The sequence below is a fragment of the Clostridium oryzae genome, assembly GCF_002029235.1.
In the GTDB taxonomy this organism is placed as follows: Bacteria; Bacillota; Clostridia; order Clostridiales; family Clostridiaceae; genus Clostridium_AE; species Clostridium_AE oryzae.
This window is the reverse complement of record NZ_MZGV01000009.1, coordinates 54515-78869: the sequence shown is the minus strand read 5'-3', so window position 1 is coordinate 78869 and position 24355 is coordinate 54515. Positions and strand designations below refer to the sequence as shown.

Genomic DNA, 24355 nt, shown 5'->3' with positions numbered 1-24355 from the left:
TGTCCTCCAAGAAATTGTTAATAAGTTATACTAATTATAGGACTTCCTATTACTAGATAAGTTCCTGTATTATACCTGCAAATAGCACAATTTAGATTTATTAGTTTGTCTCCTATTTTCTTAACCGGACCTTTTCCAATCAAAGCTGTTATACTATAGCCATTACTAATTCTTATTCGATCAATGTTGTTGCCATTATCATTCCTAATAGTTTTTTCTATAGCTTTTTCACAATTAATCATACTGCTTTCCATGCATTTTACTTTTACGTACTTATAGCTATTACTATTAAAGTTCTTCACTTCAACGAAATTATCTAGTTTTTTTTCTATTTTACTTATTAGCTGTTGTTTCCCTTCTTCAGATAATGAAATGAATACCTTTGTGTCTTTGCCTCTGACTATCTTTATGCTTGCATGTATATTATCTTGATCAAGATAAGCAACTTCCTCTGCTCCTCCGCTGTACTTCCTATAGCTCCACGAAATCTTATTATAAATATTTCTTATTAGTTCATCCATATGGATGTTCTGTGTGTCATCCAATTGCAAGCTATATTCCATACCTGATTCAACTATTTTTCCGCTTACTGAATTTATTAACCGAGAATTAAGTCTATTATTCTGAAAAAAAGTGCCATTACCCATTATGGAAATTATAAGTAAGCATAAATACAAAACTATCTTATATCTATAATTCATCATACCCCCAGCCTTTCACTTTTGTAATTATTACCATTATTTTCATTTTTTATGCAGCTGTCTGTATAAAATAGTCTTTTTTATTTATGCTAAAAAGTATTTAAGATATTATTAATATATAGTGATTTAAAAAAAGTGTGAATATAAAAAAAGATTACATCCTACGTAGGCTAATTCCGTTCATTAAGTAATTACACCACATCTTTGATGGAAATTTCCTAATGGCTCATAACTCGGCTGCGCCTCAAACAATTCGCCATCTTAACGGAAATTCCCCTCAAAGACATGGGTAATTACTAAACTCACTCCAAATGCCTACTTCTGATGTAATCTTTTCTATGCCCTATCTCTTAATCTTTATATAATACTTTCATTTTATTATTTCTGTTGCCTTAACATCTTAATTTACAAACTTCAAAATATTTTACTATTTATCTTTAACTTCTTCATAAACACGATGTACTGTTTTTTCATTTAGTGATTACCTTTTCTCCTATTTATTGGTGCACCTTAACATTATCCAAAAGTTATCTACAATTGACAAAAACATAATTTTCTTAAAAAGTAAAAAAACAGATTTTCATGGTTAACCATGAAAATCTGTTCCCTTAAGTTTTAATCTCATTATAGATTTTAGTAAAGCCATTTCAGCTCTTCTTGCATCTATGTCATCGTCCTGTTTTAATCTGCTCTCAGCTCTCTTTTTAGCCTCCTCAGCTCTCTTAGCATCTATGTCTTCTGGCCATTCACAAGAGCTGCAAAGCACTTCCACTTTTCCCTTTTCAACCTTAATAATTCCATCAGAACTGAAAAATTTACGAGTTTTTCCATCTGCATCAGAAATTTCAGTTATCCAAGGCATAAGTACAGTAACTAAAGGCATATGATTGCTAAGTACCTCAAACTCACCGTCCACACCTTTACACTTGATGCTAGTAGCTTCGCCTTTATAAAACTGTTTTTGTGGAGTAAGAATTGTAAGATCAAATTTATTGCTCATAAATCCCACTCCTTTATGAATTTAATATTTTATTAGCTTTTTCTCTAGCCTCTTCAATTGTTCCAACAAACAGAAATGCGGATTCAGGCATATCATCGCATTTTCCTTCAAGTATTTCTTTAAATCCACGTACTGTATCTTTTACGGGTACATATTTTCCTTTTATGCCCAAGAATTGTTCACCAACAACAAATGGCTGTGAGAAAAATCTTTGAACCTTTCTAGCTCTTGTTACTGCAAGTTTATCTTCTTCAGATAGTTCATCCATACCAAGTATAGCTATAATATCTTGAAGTTCCTGATAACGCTCAAGTACATGCTTTACTTTTGTTGCAACTTCATAATGCTCTTCTCCAACTACTCTTGGATCAAGTATTCTCGAAGATGATTCTAATGGACTTACTGCAGGGTAAATTCCCAGCTCTGATATAGATCTTGATAAAACAGTAGTTGCATCAAGATGTGAAAATGTAGTTGCAGGAGCAGGATCAGTAAGGTCATCTGCAGGCACATATACAGCCTGAACAGAAGTTATTGATCCATGTTTAGTTGAAGTAATTCTCTCCTGAAGTGCTCCCATTTCAGTTGCTAGTGTTGGCTGGTATCCAACAGCACTAGGTATTCTTCCAAGTAATGCTGAAACTTCAGAACCTGCCTGAGTAAATCTAAATATATTATCTATAAACAAAAGAACATCTTGGCCTCTATCTCTAAAATATTCAGCCATAGTAAGTCCAGTAAGTGCAACTCTCATTCTTGCACCAGGTGGTTCATTCATCTGACCAAAAACAAGAGCAGTCTTATTTATAACTCCTGATTCTCTCATTTCGTGATAAAGGTCATTACCTTCTCTTGTTCTTTCACCAACACCAGTAAATACAGATATACCTCCGTGCTGCTTAGCTATATTATTAATAAGTTCCTGAATTAAAACGGTTTTTCCAACTCCAGCACCACCAAATAATCCAATTTTTCCACCTTTTTGATATGGTGCTATCAAATCAATTACTTTTATTCCTGTCTCAAACATCTCAGGTTCAACTGATTGTTCTTCGAAACTTGGTGCACTTCTATGAATAGGATAAGCCAAATCAGTTTTAACTGGTTCATTTACATTGTCAATCGGTTTTCCTAAAACATTGAATAGTCTACCAAGCACTCCATCACCAACAGGTACTGATATAGGCTTACCGGTATCTACAGCTTCCATTCCTCTTTTTAATCCCTCTGTAGCTTCCATAGCTATAGCTCTTACAATATCGTCACCGATATGCTGCTCAACTTCAGCTATTAAAATTCCGTTTTCCATTTTAATTTCAAGGGCATTAAATATATTTGGAAGGAATTCCGCATCGAATTTTATATCTATTACCGGGCCTATGACCTGTACAACTTTACCAACATTTTGGGCCATATTGTTCCTCCTTCTAAAGCTAACTGCTAATATATTTTATCTCTGAGCTTCTGCTCCTCCAACAATTTCAGTTATTTCCTGGGTTATAGAGAACTGTCTTATTCTGTTATACTTCAGTGCAAGCTTATCCAAGATATCATTAGCATTTTCAGATGCATTGTCCATAGCAGTCATTCTTGATGAATGCTCACTAGCTTTAGCAGACGTCAATGCATAATAAATCTTATTTTTAATGTTCTCCTTTACCGCATAATCGAAAATAGACTCTATTGAAGGCTCAAAAACAAAATCTTCAACAGTACCTTTTTCATTTTTTTCAATAGGCAATAATTTATCTACTGTTATAACTTGCTTAACAGAAGATATAAATTTTGTAAAAACTATATTTACTTCTCCGACTTCTCCGTTTAAGTAAAGAGATATAGCCTTGGAGAATATTTCATTTGTTTCTTTTAATGAAGGTACGTCAGAAACTTCTACATACTCTGCAGCAGTTTCATATTTTAATCTATTAAAATATCCACGTCCTTTTTGACCAACCACAAGAATCAATGAATCAGCCTTATCGTTACCTGTAATCTCAGAAACCTTGTTTACTACAGATGCGTTATAGCCTCCACAAAGTCCACTTTCGGAGGTTATAACAATATACAGTTTTTTGCTACTCTTATTTCCAGTAACAAAAACACTGCTCTCTGCATAAGCATTTCTTACTGCTTCAAATATTGAAGCATACCGCTTACTAAATATCTCTGCACTATTTAATGAAACACGCACTTTCCTGAGTTTCGAAGTAGCTACAAGTCCCATGGCTTTAGTTATTTTAAGCGTATTGGTTACAGATTTCATTCTTCTTCTTATGGTTATAAGACCTGCTCCAGCCATAGTAACCCTCCTAATGACAAGTAGTAATATTACTAGTCAATAAATGATTTCTTAAACTCATTTATAGCTTCTTTAAGCTCGTTTTCTATCTCTTCAGTAAGCTTTTTAGTTTCTGATAGCTTATTGATCATTCCTCTATGATGTGTATCTATATATTCCAAAAATTCTCTTTGGAATTTCTTTATATCAGATACTTTAATATCAGAAAGATAATCATTAACAGCAGCATACAATATTATTACCTGCTTTTCAACATCCATTGGCTGATATTGATCCTGCTTTAATATCTCTGTCATTCTCTTACCTTTTTCAAGTCTTCTGGTAGTATCTTTATCCAAATCAGAACCAAACTGTGAAAAAGAAGCAAGTTCTCTATACTGAGCAAGTTCAAGTCTTAATGTACCTGAAAGCTTCTTCATAGCAGGTATTTGAGCGCTACCACCAACTCTTGATACTGATATACCAGCGTTAACTGCTGGTCTCTGACCTGCGTAGAATAACTCAGATTCAAGGAATATCTGACCATCTGTAATAGAAATTACATTAGTTGGTATATATGCTGTTACATCTCCAGCTAGCGTTTCGACAATAGGTAAAGCAGTTAATGAACCTCCACCTAATTCATCTGAAAGCTTAGCTGCTCTTTCAAGCAATCTGGAATGTATATAGAATACATCTCCAGGGAAAGCTTCTCTGCCTGGTGGTCTCCTAAGTAGTAATGACATCGTTCTATAAGCAACTGCATGCTTCGATAAGTCATCATATACTATAAGTACATCCTTACCTTTATTCATGAAATATTCTCCAATAGTACATCCTGAATATGGAGCAATATATTGAAGTGGTGCACTGTCTGATGCTGTAGATGATACAACTATTGTATAATCCATAGCATTCATTTCAGTAAGAGTATTTACTATATGTGCAACTGTAGACTGTTTTTGTCCGATAGCTACATATATACATATAACATCTTTACCTTTTTGATTAATAATAGCATCAAGAGCAATAGCTGTCTTTCCTGTTTGTCTATCACCTATTATAAGCTCTCTTTGGCCTCTTCCTATAGGTATCATGGAATCAATAGCTTTTAATCCAGTCTGTAATGGCTGCTTAACTGATTGTCTATAAATAACTCCAGGAGCAACCTTTTCTATTGGACTTGTTTCACTAGTAGCAATCGTTCCTTTACCATCTATAGGCTGACCTAATGAATTAACAACTCTTCCAACCATGGCTTCACCAACTGGCACTTCCATAACTTTACCAGTTCTAGTAACCACGTCTCCTTCCTTGATTCCTTCTTCAGAACCAAGTAAAACACATCCTACATTATCTTGTTCCAAGTTAAGTGCCATTCCGTATATCCCATTAGGAAATTGAATCATTTCACCTTGCATACAGTCTTGAAGACCATATATTAGAGCTATACCGTCACCTACTTGAATAATAGTCCCTGAGTCAGTAGTTTCTATCTTTTTTTCATATTTTTCTATTTCGCCTTTAATTATCGAAGTAATCTCCTCAGGTTTAATAATCATTAAATCACCTCTGTCCTGCTTTTAGCATTAATTGACGCATATCTTCAAGTTTTGATCTGATTGTTCCATCGATAACATCATCTCCAACTCTTACATAGACGCCACCGATTACACTTTCATCTATTTCTGTTTTTACAATTACCTTCTTGTTATACTTCTTCTCAAGTTGCTCAACGAGCTTAGAAATTTCATTATCCGACATAGGTATAGCAGTTTTAACTAAAGCTAAAAGTGTATTATTCTTCTCAAGATGTATCTTTTCCATCTCGTTTAGCTTTTCTTTCAAATAGAGAATTCTATCCTTATCAATAAGTATGTATAGAAATTGAAGAATGTCATCCTCTATCTTGCCTTTAAAAATACTAGCAAAGGCTTCCTTCTTTTTTGATATACTTATCTCTGGATGTCTAAGAAATTTTATCATATCCTCATTGCTATATATAGCATCTACGATTACTCTAAGCTGTTGAAGATAATCATCTACTTTATTTTTTTCTTCGGCTATTTTATAAAGAGCTAACGCATATCTTCGATCAAGATATTCATACATATTAATTACCTACCTTAACAATAAAGTCATCAATTAGTTTTCTATGCTGGGCTTCATCTATTGTCTTCTCTAATGCTTTTGAAGATATTAATATAGATAATTGAACTGCCTGTTCCTGAATCTCAGATTCTGCTTTATGCTTCTCTCTTTCAGCCTCTTTCATAGCCCTTTCGATTATCTGCTGGGCTTCATTGTTAGCATCTTTAACTATATCGTCATACAAAACCTGCGCTTTTTTCTTATACTCTTCGACAATTGTTCTTCCCTGAGACTTTGAGTCTTTTAAAGCTTTTTCACTTTCTGATTTGTTTTTATCAGCTAACATTTGATTTTCATCAGCATCTTTGATCTTTGTATCGATCTCCTGCTGTCTAGAATTTATTGCATCGCTTATTGGCTTAAACAAGAAATGTCTCAATAAAAAGAATAGTATGAAAAAGTTTATTATTGTCAGAATAAGCGTACCTAGATTTACTTTAATCTCCATCTAATTTGAAGCCTCCCTCCATTATCATATTTGTAATATCGGTAGACTTACTATAATTTTGCTTGAAGTAAGAATGCAATCAAGAAACTTAATATAGCAGTTATTTCTGAAAACGCAATACCAACTATCATGGTACTGATTATCTTACTGCTAGCTTCTGGTTGTCTTGAAACTCCTTCAACTGCTTTCCCTGCAGCTATTCCTGTTCCAATACCTCCACCAATCATTCCTAGACATGCTAATCCAGCACCTACAGCAATTAATGTTGTTCCCATAATTAAAATCCTCCTCAATAATAAAATCTTATTTTCTACTCTTCACAAGCTAATTTGATATTAACCATTGTTAACATAATGAAAATTATTGTTTGTACTACGCTCTCGAATACATCAAAGTAAAAATGAAATGGAACTGGTATTGCTAGTTGAAGAAAAGGTGTTATTCCTTTCAAACCGTTATAGATCATGCCCATTATAACTGCACCAGCAGCTATGTTTGCAAACAATCTCAAGCTTAAAGATACCAAAAGTACTATTTTTTCCATGATATTCATTGGTAACATAAATACGAATGGATGGAATAATGATTTGATGTATCCACTAATGCCAATCTTATAAATAGCATATACTTGAACTGTAATGAAACTTATTGCTGCCATTCCCAATGCAACACTATATTCTTCTGTTGGATCTGGTATATTAAATAAACCCAATGAATTCATAAACAATATAAATATTGCCATGGTTCCTATAAATGGCACAAAGTTTCTAAATTCAGCACCCATATTTTCTTTTACTAGGTTATCAATAGTCTCATAAACTATTTCTAAAACACTTTGTTTCTTATCCGGACGCTGCTTTAAATTTCTTGTTAACCATATTGATATAATGGTTAAAATAAGAATTATTATCCATTGAACTATTATAGCAGAGGTAAACACAAAATTTATACCAAATAGTTTTATAGATAATTCTCCACTGAATTCCACTAAGTCACTTCCTTTCCACTAGGGATTTAAATCCATAAATTGTTATTCCTACAATATGAAATATATAACCCATAATATATATTATAAAACTAGGACTATTATATCTGTACACCAAAATTGATATAGCTAATATAATCTGAAGCCTTATAATATAACTCAGTATATATATTATTCTCGATGCAATTGATGTTTTCTTTAATAAATAATCACTTATAATTGCATTAGAAAACAAATTCATGCTTGCAAGGGTCAGTCCAAAAAACCAATACAGAGCATTTTTGAACGTTAATTGAATAACAATTCCTATAAATATTCCTAGTACAAAATTAATCAAGGATATTTTTCCTACAAGTGCTTTTAGTTCTTTATTCACCGGTTAATCCTCCAACTTAGACACCTGCATTGATTATATAACGTCTATAATCAATTATAAAAGCTTGTATTCTGAATAATTCTACTGTTTATTACTGTTTAAGTCGATTTTTTTAATATTTTGACGTACTATCTCATGAAAGCTTTTGAAATAATTATGTTATGCCATTTTAGATGCTTTTTTTATTTGGATTTCATAGTTTAGAATATTTTGAATATTGTATCTTTGCCGTCATTTTTTGTTAACCTTTACATTAATAAATTAACTAAAAATTAAAAATGGTTACATACTTTTCACATTTATCGTTGGAATGTAAACGTACGACAATAAACGGTACACTCAAACTTAAAACATGGTAATGCATAACGTCATTATTATTTATTCAATAATTTTATTTATTATTTTATTATGTTACTATTATTATTATATTTTCAACTATATAATGCTCATTATCTTAAATTAAAATTCCTTATTCCTAATATTTTTTAATATCATTATAAAAAAAGCATTGCCTCTCGGCAATGCTTTAAATTAGCCATCCTATTTTTCTACTACTAGAGCGGTTCCCATTCCTCCACCTATGCAAAGAGTTGCAAGGCCTTTCTTGGATCCTCTCTTCTCCATTTCATATAGTAATGAAACTAATATTCTTGCACCAGAAGCTCCAATTGGATGTCCTAATGCAACGGCTCCTCCATTAACATTCACTTTATTCATATCAAAGTGTAAGTCTTTAGCTACAGCTAAGCATTGTGAGGCAAATGCTTCATTAGCTTCAATTAAATCAAGATCTTCTACTGTAAGCTTAGCAGCTTCTAAAGCAGCTTTAGTTGCACCAACTGGACCATATCCCATTATTGATGGATCTAATCCTCTGCTTCCATATGATAAGATCTTAGCTATTGGCTTAATTCCTAATTCCTTCGCTTTGTCAGCACTCATTATTACAAAAGCAGCAGCTCCATCATTTATTCCAGATGCATTACCTGCTGTAACTGTGCCACCGTCTTTTTTAAATGCTGGTTTTAATTTTGCAAGAATTTCTTTAGTTGTTCCGAATCTAGGAAATTCATCTGTATCAAATACTTTTGGATCTCCTTTTCTTTGAGGTATTACTACTGGAATTATTTCATCCTTAAATCTTCCAGATTTTATAGCAGCCTCTGCTCTATTTTGAGATTGAGCTGAGAACTCATCTTGCATTTCTCTAGTGATTCCCCATTTTTCTGCAACATTTTCTGCTGTTATACCCATATGATACTGATTAAATGCATCCCAAAGTCCATCATTAATCATGCTATCTACCATGGTTCCATTTCCCATTCTCTGTCCCCATCTTGCATTGTTTAACACATATGGTGCTCTTGACATGTTTTCCATACCACCAGCAACTACTATATCGTCATCTCCAGCTTTTATCATCTGCGCAGCTAATGATACAGCTCTGAGTCCTGATCCACAAACTTTATTTATTGTCATAGCAGAAACTTCAACTGGAAGTCCAGCCTTTAGAGTTGCCTGTCTTGCTGGATTCTGTCCAAGACCTGCCTGAAGAACATTTCCCATTATAACTTCATCTACTAATTCTGGTTTAATATTAGCTCTTTTTATAGCCTCTTTAATAACAAGTGCTCCTAAGTCTACAGCTGGTACATCCTTTAAAGAACCACCAAATGAACCTACTGGTGTTCTAACCGCACTAGCAATTACTACTTCCTTCATGACTATACCTCCTAAAAAATACATTATTTCATTTTATTCTACTATTTTTCCTTACAGTTTAATTATATATGCAAGTTAATATTTTATCAATATAAATTTGTTAAAAATTAAACAATCTTTTTCCGAATTATTCCGTATTAACTAATTAGAAACTAAAAATGAAGAAACAGCTGTTCTGAATGAATTTTCACTTCATAGAATTTTTATTAATGATTAATACAATAACTAAAATTCAGAAAAGCTGAATTTCATCCTCCATTCTTAATTGCTAATTTCTAATTTAATCCATTCTTTGTTTAATAAAATACTCCACTATGGCTTTGCATATTCTTTGTGAAGCCTTACCATCTCCGTAAGGATTTATAGCTCTGCTCATGCCTTCATACAAAGCTTTATCATTTATCAATTTTTGTGCTAGGGCTACTATCTCTTCCTTGTTATCTGCACCTACTAGTTTCACTGTTCCAGCTTCTACAGCTTCAGGTCTTTCTGTAACATCTCTAAGCACTAAGACAGGTGTTCCCAAATGCGGCGCTTCCTCTTGAAGCCCACCTGAATCTGTCATAACCATATAGCATTTATTCATAAGATTATGTGTTTCTTTTGTATCAAGTGGATCTAATAAATGTATTCTTTCTTTATTACCTAATATTTTAAACACTTTATTTTTTACGATGGGATTAGGATGAACCAAGTAAATAACTTCTACATTTCTATTTTCTTTCACCAATTCATCTATAGCAGTGCATATATTTTCTATACCCGCTCCCCAATTTTCTCTTCTATGAGCAGTTACCATAATAACTTTTTTAGAATAATCAATATCATTCAATTGTTCTACTTTGAATTTATAATTATTCTCTACAGTGTAATTCATAGCATCTATAACTGTATTTCCTGTAACAAATATATTTCCTGCTTCTACTCCTTCCCGTAAAAGGTTATTTTTAGCACTTTGAGTAGGTGCAAAATGTAAATCTGCGAGAGATGCTGTAAGTTTTCTATTCATCTCTTCAGGGAATGGAAAATATTTATCAAAGGTTCTTAAACCTGCCTCAACGTGTCCAACTTTTATTTGTTTATAAAATGCTGCTAAAGCGCTTGTAAAGGTGGTAGTAGTATCACCATGTACTAATACTATGTCTGGCTTAACCTGTTCATATATTTTCTCAAGTCCCTCCATTACTCTTGCCGTTATACCTGTAAGGCTTTGTTTTTCTCTCATGATATTCATGTCAAAATCAGGAACTATCTTAAAAAGTTCTAACACTTGATCCAGTATTTCTCTATGCTGAGCTGTCACACACACTTTTGAATCAATTTCATCAGCTTTCTCTAATTCTTTCACAAGCGGTGCCATTTTAACTGCCTCCGGTCTAGTTCCGAATATAGTTAAAACCTTTATCTTTTCCATAACTTGTTCTTCCCTCCACACAAAACTGAGATCTGATATATATCAGTAAGAACCGTCGCCTTCTAAGGAATCATCCTTATCAATCCATTCCTTTACTAATATACTCCTATTTTTTTTCTTGTCATCCCTTATAATCACTTTTTCTATGCCGGAATTAATTATAAATCGCTTACAGAGAGCACAAGGTTCAGCATTATATACGTATTCTCCAGTTTTGCTTTCCCTTCCAACAAGATATAGAGTTGATCCAATCATATCACTTCTGCGAGCTGATATTATAGCATTTTGTTCTGCATGAACAGATCGGCATAACTCATATCGCGTTCCTCTTGGTACATTCATCTCTTCTCTTCTGCAAAAATTCAAATCAGTACAGTTTTTTCTTCCTCTTGGTGCTCCTGTATAACCCGTAGATATTATTTCATCATTTTTTACTATTATCGCAGCAAAATTTCTTCTTAAACAAGTTCCTCTCTCAAGTATAGTTTCGCAAATATCAAGATAATAGTTATCTTTATCTATTCTCTCCACCATAGTTCCTCCAATAATTAAGTTATTGTCTATATAAAATACAGGCTTATAGGAAACAGTTAATACTATCAACCTATACGTATAAAAGTTATCTTACATTCGATACAATTTCACGTATAGGTTAAATTTCATACTATTTTCCTAGAGCCTGTGCAAACTATCTACTTTGTACCAAATAACCTATCCCCTGCATCGCCAAGTCCAGGTACAATATAACCTTTTTCATTTAATTTCTCATCTATAGCCCCAATGTATACATCCACGTCTTGATGAGCTTCAGTAACAGCTTTAATTCCCTCTGGTGCTCCAATTAAACACATAAGCCTTATATTTTTAGCTCCTCTTTTCTTTAAAAGAGTTATTGCATCTATGGCTGAACCTCCAGTAGCAAGCATAGGGTCTGTAACTATGACTTCTCTTTCTTCAATATCCTGAGGTAATTTGCAAAAATATTCTACAGGTTGAAGCGTCTCTTCATTTCTGTACAATCCTATATGACCTATTTTTGCTGCAGGAATAAGTTTAACCATTCCTCCAACCATTCCTAGACCCGCTCTAAGTATTGGAACTATGGCCACTTTTTTACCTGAAAGCATCTTGCTCTTTGTTCTGCATATTGGAGTTTCTATTTCTACTTCCTCTACAGGTAAATCTCTAGTAACCTCATAGGCCATTAGCATAGCTACCTCTTCAACAAGTTCTCTAAAATCCTTAGAACCTGTATCTTTACTTCGTATAATTGATAATTTATGTTGAATTAATGGATGGGATATTTGTGTTACTTTGCTCATTGTATAAACCTCATTTCCTATTTATTGTATTTTTTTTCTATCTCTGTTATTTTATTTAATCTTCTCGTATGTCTATCACCCTCAAATTTTGCATTGAGAAATGCATCAACTATATCTACTGCAAGTCCTGGGCCAACTATTCTTTCACCCATAGTAAGAATATTAGCATTATTATGCTGTCTGCAGGCATGTGCGCTAAATGTATCATGACATAGAGCAGCTCTTACTCCGGGTACTTTATTAGCAGCAATTCCTATTCCTATTCCAGTTCCACAAATTAATATTCCAAAATCGTATTCTTTAGCTGCTACGGCTTCTGCCACAGTCAGAGCATAATCAGGATAGTCACATGACGCTTCATCATATGTACCATAATCCTTATACTCAATCTTATGTTCATTAAGATATTCAAGCACATATTTCTTTAGTCTATAACCAGCATGATCTGATCCAATAGCTATTTTCATTTGATACCTCCATTACTTAATTTTTATTATCAGTTTTTTTATTCTATTTAGAAGCATATCAAAGGTTTTTTCATAAATACTTATATCTCCTCCATATGGATCTAAAATATCACCATTTTCTCCTATATACTCATTCAAAGTATAAATTTTGTCCTTATGCTGAGGATACAACCTTTGAAGATATAGTTTAATATTATCTGTCATAGTAAGAAGTAAATCCGAATTTATTATGTGCTGCAATTGCAACTGCTGAGCTTTCCTATTAGATATATCTTTATTTAGTTTATCTTTAATTGTCAAAGCAGAGTTCAAGGATATACTGCTTCCAGGAACTACCGATGCTCCTGCTGAGAATGCCTTATTATTTTTATTCTTGTTAATACTATTAAATATAACCTCAGCCATAGGACTTCTGCACGTGTTACCAGTACATACAAACAATATGTTCATGAATTCCTCCACTTAATCTATATTTTTATTATATCAAAAGCAGCTGACTTTTTTAATCTATTCATTATAGCTATACCTATTCCTCTTTCTTCAAAAGCTTCTGAAAGAACGATATCAACCCCTATATCATCAAAGCTTCTCAATACTTCAAAAAGATTTTGAGCTACAGAAGCTAAATCTTTTCTGCTGCCTAATGATATGATTTCATCACAATTATACATTTCCTTGGTTTCATCCGTACACATTACTCCTACTTTTACGCCTCTATAATTTTGCACCATTTTATTAATTTTTTCAACAGTTTTTTCTGTCTGTCCCATAATTATTCTAACTTGAGCTTTCGGAGCGTAGTGTTTATATTTCATACCTGGCGCCTTAGGTTTTATGTTTCCAATACTTTTACCCATTACTGCAGGATCTATATATATATCTTTATTCACCTCCTGAAGCATTTCAAGAGTCACTCCGCCCGGTCTTAATACACATGGAATATCTGCTGTGCAGTCTATTACTGTTGATTCAACTCCTACATTACTCTTATCTCCTCCTATTATACAGTCCACTTTTCCATCAAGGTCTTCTATACATCTTGAAATAACTGTAGGGCTAGGTCTGCCTGATATATTTGCAGATGGTGCAGCTATAGGACATCCAGAAAGCTTTATAAGGTTGAGAGCAATCTTATTTTTAGGCATTCTAATTCCTACACTATCAAGGCCTGCACTAGTAGTATCAGGTATTAATTTTGATTTTTTTAGTATAATAGTCAGCGGTCCCGGCCAAAACTTATTCATTAACGTTCTCGCAATGTCTGGCACTTCCTCTACAAAATTCTCTATATTAAAATCTGCAACATGAACAATCAGAGGGTTATCCTGAGGTCTTCCCTTAGCCAGAAAAATTTTTTTTACGGCATCTTCGTCAAGAGCATTAGCTCCAAGTCCATAAACAGTTTCTGTCGGGAACGCAACCAATCCTCCTTTTTTAATTATATCCGCAGCTGATTTCATTTTATTAATATCTATAGAGTTCTCATCCATATCAATTATTTTTGTATTCATTTGCATTTCACTTCCTTAAAATTTTAGAAATTGACTATGTCAATCTCCGTATGGAATTATTCATCTAAAATATAATGTCTCTGCATAAAATATCATATTGAAGTTAAAGACTATTAATAGTATATAAATATGTATTAAAGCAAACTTATCATTATAATTCCAATTAACACCCCTATGCATATTCCCATACAAGGTGCTGTAACTTCGCCTACTCTCCATGATTCAGGTATCAATTGACCACATGATACATAAAGCATTATTCCAGATGCCAGCGCCAGACTTATTCCTAACATGCTTTGAGAAACAGTACCAAGCAAATTTCCTATAAAGGCTCCTAGAGTAGTAGGTAATGCAGTTACAAAAGCATATGATAATATCTTCTTGGATTTATAGCGGGACATCATTAGCGGAGCTGCTACAGCCATGCCCTCTGGTATATCATGAAGTCCAATAACTATACTCATTTCAATGCCAAGTTTTCCGCTAGCCGCCATGCCGCATCCCATAACTATTCCCTCAGGAAAGTTATGTAGCATTAATCCAATAGCCGTAAGTAATGCAACTTTACTATGAACATCATATCTATCCTCTGATAGTACAAAACTATCAAGAAATATTATTATTGCCATACCAGCTAAAATAAATAGTGCGGTAAAGTATGTTCCTAGTTTATCCTGCGATTCCGGAATTAGCTCAAAAGCCACGACAGCCATCATAAGACCTGCCGCAAAACCAAGAATAGATGACATCATCTTTTTAGATGGATTCCTAATAACTACACCTAATGCTGCTCCAAGCATTGTACCTAAGAGCGATATACCTGATAAAATAAACGTTTTTATAATAAAATGATTCAATATTTTTCACTCCTTTCTATAAGATTTTATTTATAGAAAGGAACAAATATCACAGCATAACTAATGTTTTTATATCATCCAGCATTTTATATTATCAATTGCTGCCTCAGAGTATTTTGCTTTTACACAGGTTTTATATATATCCATAAGTAACTTATACTTTATGGCTCCGCCTCTATATATTGAAATCAAATAATATTCTGCATCCGGATTTATTTTCTTTAACCGATTATACTCCTTAACTAAATAAGGATGTCTGCGTAAAACCTCTTTATTTACCCACTTTATGTTTTCATTTCTAAACTTGGACTTAGACAGCATTACTATCCTTATTCCATCTTTCATCTTTTCTGTATGAACATAAACTATCTTATCACAATCAATGTTGAATCTTCTTATAAACAAACCTTGTTTTATTCTAAGTCTTCCCAAAGCATAGCTATAAATTAACTTATTTGAATCCTTCTTATAAATTATACCCATAATCACAAAGAAATCAACTACACATAGATATAGTATAAAAAAAGAACTAAACTTTTTTAGTATTATAAGTAATATCGGAAATACAAAAAAAATAAAGCACATAAAGAGAATAAATCTAAACTCAGATTTTTTCTGCTTCTTTATGGCTTTATTAATATCCATTATCTCACACCTCTATTGTTTAGTCTATAGATAACAATTTTGCTAATTATCAGCTAACTTGAAATATCTATGCAAGAATGTCTTACATATCATTTGACCCTATACTCTTCATTTTTTCGGCCTGATCGGTAGTAATAAGCGCATTTATTATTTCATCAATGTCTCCATCCATAAATGCATCTAATTTATATAGTGTCATACCTATCCTATGATCCGTAACTCTTCCTTGAGGAAAGTTATAAGTTCTTATTCTTTCGCTTCTGTCACCAGATCCTACCTGACTTCTTCTATCAGCAGCGATAGATGCACTTCTCTCTTGTTCGGCTCTTTCAAACAGTCTAGCCCTAAGAACCTTCATAGCCTTTTCTTTGTTTTTTAGCTGTGATTTCTCATCCTGACAAGTTACTACAAGGCCACTTGGAAGATGAGTAATCCTTACTGCTGAATCTGTTGTATTAACGCACTGACCACCATGACCTGAAGATCTATAAACATCTATCCTTAAGTCATTTTGATTTATTTCAATATCTACGTCATCAACTTCTGGAAGAACTGCTACAGTTGCAGCAGAAGTATGTATTCTTCCGCTTGCTTCAGTATCTGGTACTCTCTGAACCCTATGAACTCCACTTTCATATTTTAATCTACTGTAGGCTCCATTTCCTTTGATCATAAATACTATTTCCTTAAAGCCTCCAATATCAGTTTCGTTAGCGCTCATGACCTCAATCTTCCATCTTCTTGTTTCAGCATATCTTGAATACATTCTAAATAAATCTGCAGCAAACAGAGCAGCTTCTTCTCCGCCTGTACCACCTCTTATTTCAACAAATACATTCTTTTCATCATTCGGATCTTTTGGGACCATGAGCAGCATAAGCTCGTGCTTTAGTGTTTCAACGCTCTGTTCTAATTCCTTTAGTTCAGCCTGAGCCAGCTCTTTCATTTCTGCATCTGTCTCAATCTCTGCCATTTCTTTAGTTGAATCTATCTCTTCAAGCACTTTTTTATATTCTCTATATTTAAGGACTCTTTCTTCTAGCTCGGAATGTTCCTTGCAAAGTTTTTGCCATTCTTTTTGGTTCTGCATTACTGATGGATCGCTTATTTTTATAGAAAGTTCTTCATATTTACCTTCCATAAAGTCAAGTCTTTCTAACATGTACAAATCAACTCCGTATTCGTATTTAACAATTAGTTATTATAGCATAATTTCTTTAGTTTTATCAAATTTAATTTTGGCAATGCTATAAGTGCCCTACAATAACTCTATCTCTTCCAGCCAGATCCTTTACACAGTATATATCAGAAAAACCATTCTCTTTAAGTATATATTCAACCTGCATTTTCTGATCATCCCCTATCTCGTAAACTATAACCCCACCGCTATTCATACATTCAACTGCTTGTTCCGAAATTTTTTTATAAAAATCCAACCCGTCTTTTCCGCCGCATAAAGCTATATATGGTTCATAATCTTTTACATCGCCCATAAGTGTTGGAATTACTTCTTCAGGTATATAGGGTGGATTACATACAATAATATCAAATTTCTTGTTTCCCTTTATAGCCTCGTTAAGCATATCGCTATTATAAAACTTCATTCTCTGCTGAAAATTATTATCCAATATATTCCTTTCAGCGACTTTTCTGGCATCTTCTGATATGTCATAGCACTCTATCACAGTATTTTTTACTTCATTAGCGATAGCTATGCCTATTGCTCCACTGCCGCAGCATACGTCACATACAGTATTGTACTGCTTATTATTTATGATTTTAACTGCTTCTTCTACTAATACTTCCGTATCAGGTCTTGGTATAAGTACTCCTTCATCAATATACAGGTTAATACCCATAAACTCGCATTGCTTTATAATGTATTTTACAGGCATCTTCTTTTGCCTTAATTTTATCATTTTCCAAAAGGTCTGTGCCTGTTCTTCACTTACCTCTGCCTCTCTATTAGTCATCACTTCTATTCTTGTTTTATCCAAAGCTTTTGCCATTATCAACTGACTATCTATAATATAGCTTTCTATATCATTTTCTTTCAAGATAGCATTAGCAGTATTGAGAAGTTCCCCTACAGTATTACCACAATTTCTAGTAACAGCTTCCTCAAGCTGGGTCTCATCTCTATCTGGATTTCTGTTAAACCTCTTTATATCTTCTGAATAATCTATACCTTCTGCTGCTTTTAATGCTATAATAGCTACTTCTAATTGTGATTCATCAGGTTCATTAGTTGTAAGGTTCTGCAGCTTCAGTCCAGGATATGCTATTATATCCGATAGTCTGCTTTTACTTTTTCCTAGCCATTTAATTAGCTCATAGGATACTCCAGCTACTATTGGTAATAAAATCACCCTGTAAACTATTTTTTCCCACAAACTATTGAATTCAACTAGTGAAAACAATACTATACTTACAATCATTACTATAAAAAGAAAGTTTGTTCCACACCTAGGATGGAATCTAACAAACTTGGCAGCATTCTCAGCTGTCAATTCTTCTTCATTCTCATAACAAAATATTGTCTTATGCTCGGCTCCATGATATTCAAAAACTCTTCGTATATCACTCATTTTGCCTACAAAATAAATATATAATATAAAGATGCCAACTCTTAAAATCCCTTCGATTATGTTTACAGTGAATTTATCAGCTTTTAGTTTGTAAAGTAAATTAGATAGGAAAGTCGGAAGTATAAAAAACAATCCAACAGAAAACATAAGTGAGACAATCAATGCAAATCCTAAAGCTACATCGTTGCTTTTATCTTTAAATACACTAGCCAGCCACTTTTCAAATTTAGACGGCTCAGCCTCGCCCTCAAAACAAGATGCAGAATAATTCAAAGTTTTCATTCCAATAACAAGTGATTCTATCATAGCTACAAAGCCTCTTATTATTGGTATATTTAAAACACTATGCTTCTTTGTAAAAGGAATTGAATTGTTAAAATCAACTTCTATTTCCCCGTTCTCAAGCCTCACAGCAGTCGCTATTCCTTTTTCTCCGCGCATCATAACCCCTTCAATTACCGCCTGTCCTCCAACGCTGGTCTTTTTGGCCATAAAAACACCTCTCTCATTGTGAAGTATAAATAAATTGCGAACCAAGAAATTGGATTAAATGAAGATAATATTTAATAGTTAGTGTATGCTTTAAATATGTAAGAGAAAAGAGAAAAGTGAAGGTTAAAATTCAGCCATGCTGAATTTTGATTGTATAGATAATCCTAATTATTTTAATAGTCCTTTTGTAATACTAGGTATAGTCTTAGTTTTTAAAAAGTTATCGCAGATAATCACATTTAAATTCTCAGAAATTCTGTACAGCAGAATTTCTTCCTTCACTTTTCTCTCTACTCTTTTCTCTTTACTCTTAACTCTCACACCTATTTAATGCACTTTCTCTAAACTATTCCGTCTAGAGCATTTAGTTCGTAATATATTTATTTCATAACATTATATATACCATATATATATTTAAAAGTCTATGGATTCTTATTATTGACGTTATTCTGCTCCTATGATATACTTTACTAGTTAAATTTGTATTTCTTGAAAGAGGTGAAAAACATGAGAGAAGGCATACATCCAGAATACCACCATGATGCTGTGGTTAAGTGTGCATGTGGAAATACTTTTACAACTGGTTCTGTAAAAGAAGAACTAAAAGTAGAAATATGCTCTAAATGCCACCCATTCTTCACTGGAAAACAGAAAATCGTCGATGTCGGCGGTAGAGTTGAGAAGTTTAGAAAGAGATTTAATCTTAATGATGGTGAGTAAAAGATATAACGGGAAGATTTATTCTTCCCGTTTTTCTTATCTATCTCTATTATTTTCTTTTGAAAACACGTCTGTCTTAGTAAATATGTTTAAGAAATCTATATTGTTCTTTGTTTTCGATAACAAGTTTATAAGCTTCTCAGTAATATCATCTACATTGCCTTCCCTGTATAAAGTTTTCCTTATATTGTAAGCGACTTCCTTTTCAAGATCTGTCTGAATAAGATCATCTCTTCTTGTTCCTGACTTATAAATATCAATAGCAGGGAATATCCTTCTTTCTTGAAGTTTTCTATCAAGATGTACTTCCATATTACCTGTTCCTTTAAACTCTTCAAATATCATATCGTCCATCCTGCTTCCCGTTTCAATTAAGGCTGTCGCAAGAATAGTAAGACTTCCACCATTTTCTATGTTTCTAGCTGCTCCAAAAAACTTTTTAGGCATTATAAGAGCACCTGGATCTAGTCCACCTGAAAGAGTTCTTCCAGTTGGTGTTATAGTTAGGTTATACGCTCTTGAAAGTCTTGTTAAACTATCAAGAAGAATAACGACATCCTGTCCTTGCTCTACCATTCTCTTAGCTCTTTCTAGCACCATTTGAGCAACTTTGGTATGATGTTCAGGTTCTTCATCAAAAGTAGAAAATATTACCTCACCATTTATAGAACGCTGCATATCAGTAACTTCTTCTGGTCTTTCATCTATCAGCAGAACAATTAGCTTTATCGATGGATAGTTTTTAGATATGTTTTGTGCTACTTTCTTTAATAAAGTGGTCTTTCCAGCCTTAGGCGGTGCTACAATAAGTCCTCTTTGACCTTTTCCTATTGGACATATGATATCCATAAGTCTAGAAGATAAATTCAGCTGGCTATCTGTCTCTAATCTCAATCTTTGATTAGGATAGATAGGAACTAAGTATTCAAATGGTTTTCTTCCGACCGCTTTCTCAGGATTTTCTCCGTTTACTTTATCTACATACAAAAGTGCTTTAAATTTTTCGCCTTCCTTAGCAGTTCTTACTTTTCCTTCAATTTCATCACCAGTTCTTAAGTTAAACCTTCTTATCTGAGAAGGAGAAACATAGACATCTTCCGGGGTTGATAAATAATTCTTTCCCCTTAAGAAACCAAAATTATTATTTTCATTAATTTCAAGAACGCCTCTGGCAGAATTTGATTCGTTAACCATATCTCTGAACTTATCCTTTTTTTCTGTATCAGTGCTTTCATTTTTTCGTTCAGAATTTGCAGCAGGTGTACCAGGATTTTTTACTTCCTCATGCTTTTCTTCTTTAACTTCCGGCTTTAACTTATCATTTTTACCACTTCTATGTGAGATCTTTTCTCTTAAAATAACCCCTTCTTTTTCTATTGAAGCAGGAGATGATTTTTCTATCTCAGCTATTAATTCTGCCTTTTTATATTTAGCTAGATTCTTAATTCCTAACTCCTTTGCTATTACCCTTAACTCATTTAGCGTTTTGCTTTTATATTCTACATCACTCAATATATCAATCTGATTAGGAAAAATAGACTGTTATTAAAATATTTGTTATTATTTTGCAATAAATAGCCTAAATATCAGACTTACCTATCAGATCTTCACCCACCTTTCTTACAACAATAATATGAATTCAAAATTATTTAATTAAATTTTATGAAATTTAAAACTTGAAATGGAATTAGTAAGATATATATACTAGAAAAGTATACGGAAATGTAATAATCATCAATTTATAAAAATTCAAACTAAAACCTATATTAATATTATATCTCAAAATTCAATATGTACACACTTTTTTTTAAATTTCGCGTTAATAATGAAAATTTAGGAATTCTAGAGGAAATTCCGTGATGCAGAATTTCTCTAGAACTATTAAGGTACACAATTATAATTCAGCAAAACTGAATTTTGCCTTCATTCTTAATCGTTAATTAACATCTACATATGCTTAATATAGATATTAACGAGCATTGTGTTTTACTGCAGCTCCTACAAAACTTATAAATAACGGATGTGGTCTATTAGGTCTTGATTTAAGTTCAGGATGAAATTGCACTCCTACAAACCAAGGATGATCTTTTATTTCAATAATTTCTACAAGTCTTCCATCTGGGCTTGTACCTGCAAGTACTAATCCAGCCCTAACCATTTGTTCTCTATAATCGTTATTAAATTCGTATCTATGTCTATGTCTTTCATCAATCAATTGATTATTATATGCTTGCAAAGAGAAAGTATTATCTGCTATTTTGCATGGGTATATACCTAATCTCATGGTACCACCCTTTTTGTCTACATCTTTCTGATCCGGCATCAAGTCAATAATAGGATGTGTAGTTTCTGGATTTATTTCTGATGAATTAGCATCTTCATATCCTAAAACATCTCTTGCAAATTCAATAGCTGCACACTGCATTCCTAGACATATGCCCAAGAAAGGCACATTATTTTTTCTTGCCCAGCCGGCTGCTTCTATTTTCCCTTCTATTCCTCTATCTCCAAAGCCTCCAGGTACAAGAACTCCGTCACAATCTGAAAGCAGTTCATCTACATTTTCTTTTGTAACATCACAAGCATTCACCCATTTTACTTCAACATTTGTATCGTTATACAAACCACCGTGGTTTAAAGCTTCAACTACAGATATATATGCATCATGAAGTTCCACGTATTTGCCGACCAAAGCAATTTTTATATTTTTTCTGAGAGATTTAAGTCTTTGTACCATAGATATCCATTCTGAATTATCTATTTCCTTAGCAGAAATATTTAGTTTCTTGCAAACCAAAGTATCTAATCCTTCATTATGAAGAAGTAAAGGTACTTCATAAAGATTCTCTGCATCAACATTTGGTATGACTGATTCTCCATCAACATTACAGAAAAGGCCTATCTTATCTTTTAATTCTAAAGATAATTCCTTTTCAGTACGGCATACTATTATGTCTGGCTGAATTCCAATTCCTCTTAATTCTTTTACTGAATGCTGAGTTGGTTTTGTCTTCAATTCTCCTGCCTTTCCCAAAAAAGGAACTAATGTAACATGAATAAAACATACATTTTCTATTCCCACATCATACTTTATCTGTCTTATAGCTTCCAAAAAAGGCTGTGACTCTATATCTCCTACAGTACCTCCTATTTCGGTTATAACTACATCAAGATCTCTTTCCTTGGCTACTTTGTATACTCTGTTCTTAATTTCATTTGTAATATGTGGAATAACTTGAACTGTCCTTCCTAAATAGTCTCCTCTTCTTTCCTTAGAGATTACAGACCAATAGATCTTTCCTGTGGTAACATTACTGTTTTTGCTAAGATTTTCATCGATAAACCTCTCATAGTGTCCTAAATCCAAATCAGTTTCTGCACCATCATCTGTTACAAAAACCTCGCCATGTTGATAAGGGCTCATAGTTCCTGGATCTATATTTAAATATGGATCAAACTTCTGTATAGAAACTTTTAAACCTCTATTCTTTAATAATCTACCTAGTGAAGCAGCTGTAATACCTTTTCCTAATGATGATACAACGCCTCCTGTTACAAATACATACTTAGTACTCATTTTTCTTATCCTCCCGCAAAAACAATTATTATCATAATTTTTGTTGACAAACAGCTTTAAAAATAATATAATATAAATCACCCTATAATGGGGGTATAGTGCTTAACACATGTTTTTAACATCGTTTAGCACGCATAACAAAATCAGCATCTATTAAACACTAACTAAGTAACTCGTGCAATACATGATATATTTATCGTTTGTCTATAAACATAACATATATGATAGCACATATCCTTTCATTAATCTATACCTTTATGTAATTTTTTTTGCTATTTGCTCTATTTCTAAATATTCATCTCTAAATTGCTTGTTTGTAAAGAATTTGGCCTCAGCTTTCTTAACGTTATTTCTAAAAGATCTATCACTTATATTGTCTATAACATCCTTCACTTTTTCCAAGCTATAACATTTATATTTTTTTAGCAGTAGAAAAAATATATAACGACTGTGAATATCTTTCATTATCTTTTTTAATTCTTCCCTCTCTATGCCTTTGTAGCCACAAATAATATTTATTATTTTTTCATATCTTTCCTGACTATAATAACCAATACTCATAACACGCTGAACCCCTTCAAAGTAAAATAGTTTTATTTGAATTATTATCCAAACAAAACTATTTTATTCAATATTATGCCTTTATATTGATTTTTAATTCTGTCTTTTCTGTCTGAACACCGCCTATGAGCATATTATAGTTTATAAATATATTTCCGCCATTGTCATCTATATCTATATCAAGATTTTTTGTTTCAATAACTAATTCTAATGACCCATATTGTGTTGTGTACATAGTGGTACATTTATTGTTTTTCTCAAACTCCATCTTTGTAGTAGTTGTACCCTCTCTAATAAGCATAAGCTTTTCTGGCGATATCTCTATTTTGGTAGTCGTTCCTTCCATACCTGAAATTTTAGTCTCATCGTATTCTGCAGAATAACCATTTTGATGTTTGGTAAAATTCCCAGGTGTCAATACCTCTATAGCATCTTCCTTTCTTCCTTCTTGAATACTAGAAATAGAAATTACTGCTTTTTTATCCATATATATAATGCCTCCCATCCATTTCATATGAGGTTTTCTAAAGGTGTACATTA

26 protein-coding genes are annotated in these 24355 nt (G+C 33.0%); 1 reads left to right on the top strand and 25 read right to left on the bottom strand.

Annotated features, from left to right (window positions below; all coding sequences use genetic code 11):
* Positions 1–17: 17 nt before the first annotated feature.
* From CLORY_RS06140 to prmC, 21 genes are all read right to left on the bottom strand, one after another.
* Positions 18–701 carry a hypothetical protein gene (locus CLORY_RS06140; protein ID WP_079422632.1) on the bottom strand — a complete coding sequence of 228 codons (684 nt, stop codon included), beginning with the start codon at positions 699–701 and terminating at the stop codon, positions 18–20.
* A gap of 586 nt (positions 702–1287) precedes the next feature.
* A complete protein-coding gene (locus CLORY_RS06135) occupies positions 1288–1701 on the bottom strand; it encodes a F0F1 ATP synthase subunit epsilon (protein WP_079422631.1) in 414 nt (137 codons plus the stop codon).
* A 13-nt stretch (positions 1702–1714) separates the two neighbouring features.
* Complete coding sequence (atpD, locus tag CLORY_RS06130) at positions 1715–3115, bottom strand: F0F1 ATP synthase subunit beta (RefSeq protein ID WP_079422630.1); 1401 nt, start codon at positions 3113–3115, stop codon at positions 1715–1717.
* Between the two features lie 36 nt (positions 3116–3151).
* The gene (gene atpG, locus CLORY_RS06125; protein ID WP_079422629.1) at positions 3152–4000 is read right to left on the bottom strand and encodes an ATP synthase F1 subunit gamma; all 849 of its coding nucleotides are present in this window, start codon (positions 3998–4000) and stop codon (positions 3152–3154) included.
* A gap of 32 nt (positions 4001–4032) precedes the next feature.
* On the bottom strand, positions 4033–5541 hold the full coding sequence (gene atpA / locus CLORY_RS06120; RefSeq protein WP_079422628.1) for a F0F1 ATP synthase subunit alpha: 1509 nt from the start codon (positions 5539–5541) through the stop codon (positions 4033–4035).
* A gap of 4 nt (positions 5542–5545) precedes the next feature.
* Positions 5546–6091, bottom strand: a complete 546-nt coding sequence (locus CLORY_RS06115; RefSeq protein WP_079422627.1) for a F0F1 ATP synthase subunit delta — start codon at positions 6089–6091, stop codon at positions 5546–5548.
* Between the two features lies 1 nt (position 6092).
* The gene (locus CLORY_RS06110; protein WP_079422672.1) at positions 6093–6572 is read right to left on the bottom strand and encodes a F0F1 ATP synthase subunit B; all 480 of its coding nucleotides are present in this window, start codon (positions 6570–6572) and stop codon (positions 6093–6095) included.
* Between the two features lie 56 nt (positions 6573–6628).
* On the bottom strand, positions 6629–6853 hold the full coding sequence (gene atpE / locus CLORY_RS06105; protein WP_079422626.1) for an ATP synthase F0 subunit C: 225 nt from the start codon (positions 6851–6853) through the stop codon (positions 6629–6631).
* A 35-nt stretch (positions 6854–6888) separates the two neighbouring features.
* Entirely contained in the window at positions 6889–7566 is a 678-nt protein-coding gene (locus CLORY_RS06100; RefSeq protein ID WP_079422625.1) for a F0F1 ATP synthase subunit A, read from the bottom strand.
* A 4-nt stretch (positions 7567–7570) separates the two neighbouring features.
* Complete coding sequence (locus CLORY_RS06095; protein WP_079422624.1) at positions 7571–7939, bottom strand: hypothetical protein; 369 nt, start codon at positions 7937–7939, stop codon at positions 7571–7573.
* Between the two features lie 540 nt (positions 7940–8479).
* Entirely contained in the window at positions 8480–9661 is a 1182-nt protein-coding gene (locus tag CLORY_RS06090) for an acetyl-CoA C-acetyltransferase (RefSeq protein ID WP_079422623.1), read from the bottom strand.
* Positions 9662–9941: 280 nt separating this feature from the next.
* Positions 9942–11075 (bottom strand): non-hydrolyzing UDP-N-acetylglucosamine 2-epimerase, encoded by a 1134-nt coding sequence (gene wecB / locus CLORY_RS06085; protein WP_079422622.1) that lies wholly within the window; start codon positions 11073–11075, stop codon positions 9942–9944.
* 42 nt (positions 11076–11117) lie between these two features.
* Positions 11118–11606 (bottom strand): deoxycytidylate deaminase, encoded by a 489-nt coding sequence (locus tag CLORY_RS06080; protein WP_079422671.1) that lies wholly within the window; start codon positions 11604–11606, stop codon positions 11118–11120.
* Positions 11607–11767: 161 nt separating this feature from the next.
* Entirely contained in the window at positions 11768–12397 is a 630-nt protein-coding gene (gene upp, locus CLORY_RS06075) for a uracil phosphoribosyltransferase (protein ID WP_079422621.1), read from the bottom strand.
* Between the two features lie 17 nt (positions 12398–12414).
* On the bottom strand, positions 12415–12864 hold the full coding sequence (gene rpiB / locus CLORY_RS06070; protein WP_079422620.1) for a ribose 5-phosphate isomerase B: 450 nt from the start codon (positions 12862–12864) through the stop codon (positions 12415–12417).
* Positions 12865–12876: 12 nt separating this feature from the next.
* A complete protein-coding gene (locus tag CLORY_RS06065) occupies positions 12877–13314 on the bottom strand; it encodes a low molecular weight protein arginine phosphatase (RefSeq protein WP_079422619.1) in 438 nt (145 codons plus the stop codon).
* A 17-nt stretch (positions 13315–13331) separates the two neighbouring features.
* Positions 13332–14375 (bottom strand): L-threonylcarbamoyladenylate synthase, encoded by a 1044-nt coding sequence (locus CLORY_RS06060; RefSeq protein ID WP_079422618.1) that lies wholly within the window; start codon positions 14373–14375, stop codon positions 13332–13334.
* A 134-nt stretch (positions 14376–14509) separates the two neighbouring features.
* Entirely contained in the window at positions 14510–15232 is a 723-nt protein-coding gene (locus tag CLORY_RS06055) for a ZIP family metal transporter (protein WP_242954354.1), read from the bottom strand.
* Positions 15233–15301: 69 nt separating this feature from the next.
* On the bottom strand, positions 15302–15877 hold the full coding sequence (locus tag CLORY_RS06050) for a hypothetical protein (RefSeq protein WP_079422617.1): 576 nt from the start codon (positions 15875–15877) through the stop codon (positions 15302–15304).
* 82 nt (positions 15878–15959) lie between these two features.
* Positions 15960–17039, bottom strand: coding sequence for a peptide chain release factor 1 (prfA, locus tag CLORY_RS06045; protein ID WP_079422616.1), 1080 nt, complete (start codon positions 17037–17039; stop codon positions 15960–15962).
* A gap of 85 nt (positions 17040–17124) precedes the next feature.
* A complete protein-coding gene (gene prmC, locus CLORY_RS06040) occupies positions 17125–18957 on the bottom strand; it encodes a peptide chain release factor N(5)-glutamine methyltransferase (protein ID WP_242954353.1) in 1833 nt (610 codons plus the stop codon).
* Positions 18958–19464: 507 nt separating this feature from the next.
* On the opposite strand from prmC, the gene rpmE reads away from it, so the two are divergent.
* Positions 19465–19677: a 50S ribosomal protein L31 gene (gene rpmE / locus CLORY_RS06035; protein WP_079422615.1), complete on the top strand. Its 213-nt coding sequence runs from the start codon at positions 19465–19467 to the stop codon at positions 19675–19677.
* 36 nt (positions 19678–19713) lie between these two features.
* Here the strand turns inward: rpmE and rho are convergent, their stop codons facing one another.
* From rho to CLORY_RS06015, 4 genes are all read right to left on the bottom strand, one after another.
* Positions 19714–21189 carry a transcription termination factor Rho gene (gene rho, locus CLORY_RS06030; RefSeq protein WP_079422614.1) on the bottom strand — a complete coding sequence of 492 codons (1476 nt, stop codon included), beginning with the start codon at positions 21187–21189 and terminating at the stop codon, positions 19714–19716.
* Positions 21190–21646: 457 nt separating this feature from the next.
* The gene (locus CLORY_RS06025) at positions 21647–23254 is read right to left on the bottom strand and encodes a CTP synthase (RefSeq protein WP_079422613.1); all 1608 of its coding nucleotides are present in this window, start codon (positions 23252–23254) and stop codon (positions 21647–21649) included.
* A gap of 255 nt (positions 23255–23509) precedes the next feature.
* The gene (locus CLORY_RS06020) at positions 23510–23815 is read right to left on the bottom strand and encodes a hypothetical protein (RefSeq protein WP_079422612.1); all 306 of its coding nucleotides are present in this window, start codon (positions 23813–23815) and stop codon (positions 23510–23512) included.
* A gap of 73 nt (positions 23816–23888) precedes the next feature.
* Positions 23889–24302, bottom strand: a complete 414-nt coding sequence (locus tag CLORY_RS06015; protein WP_079422611.1) for a YwiB family protein — start codon at positions 24300–24302, stop codon at positions 23889–23891.
* Positions 24303–24355: the final 53 nt, after the last annotated feature.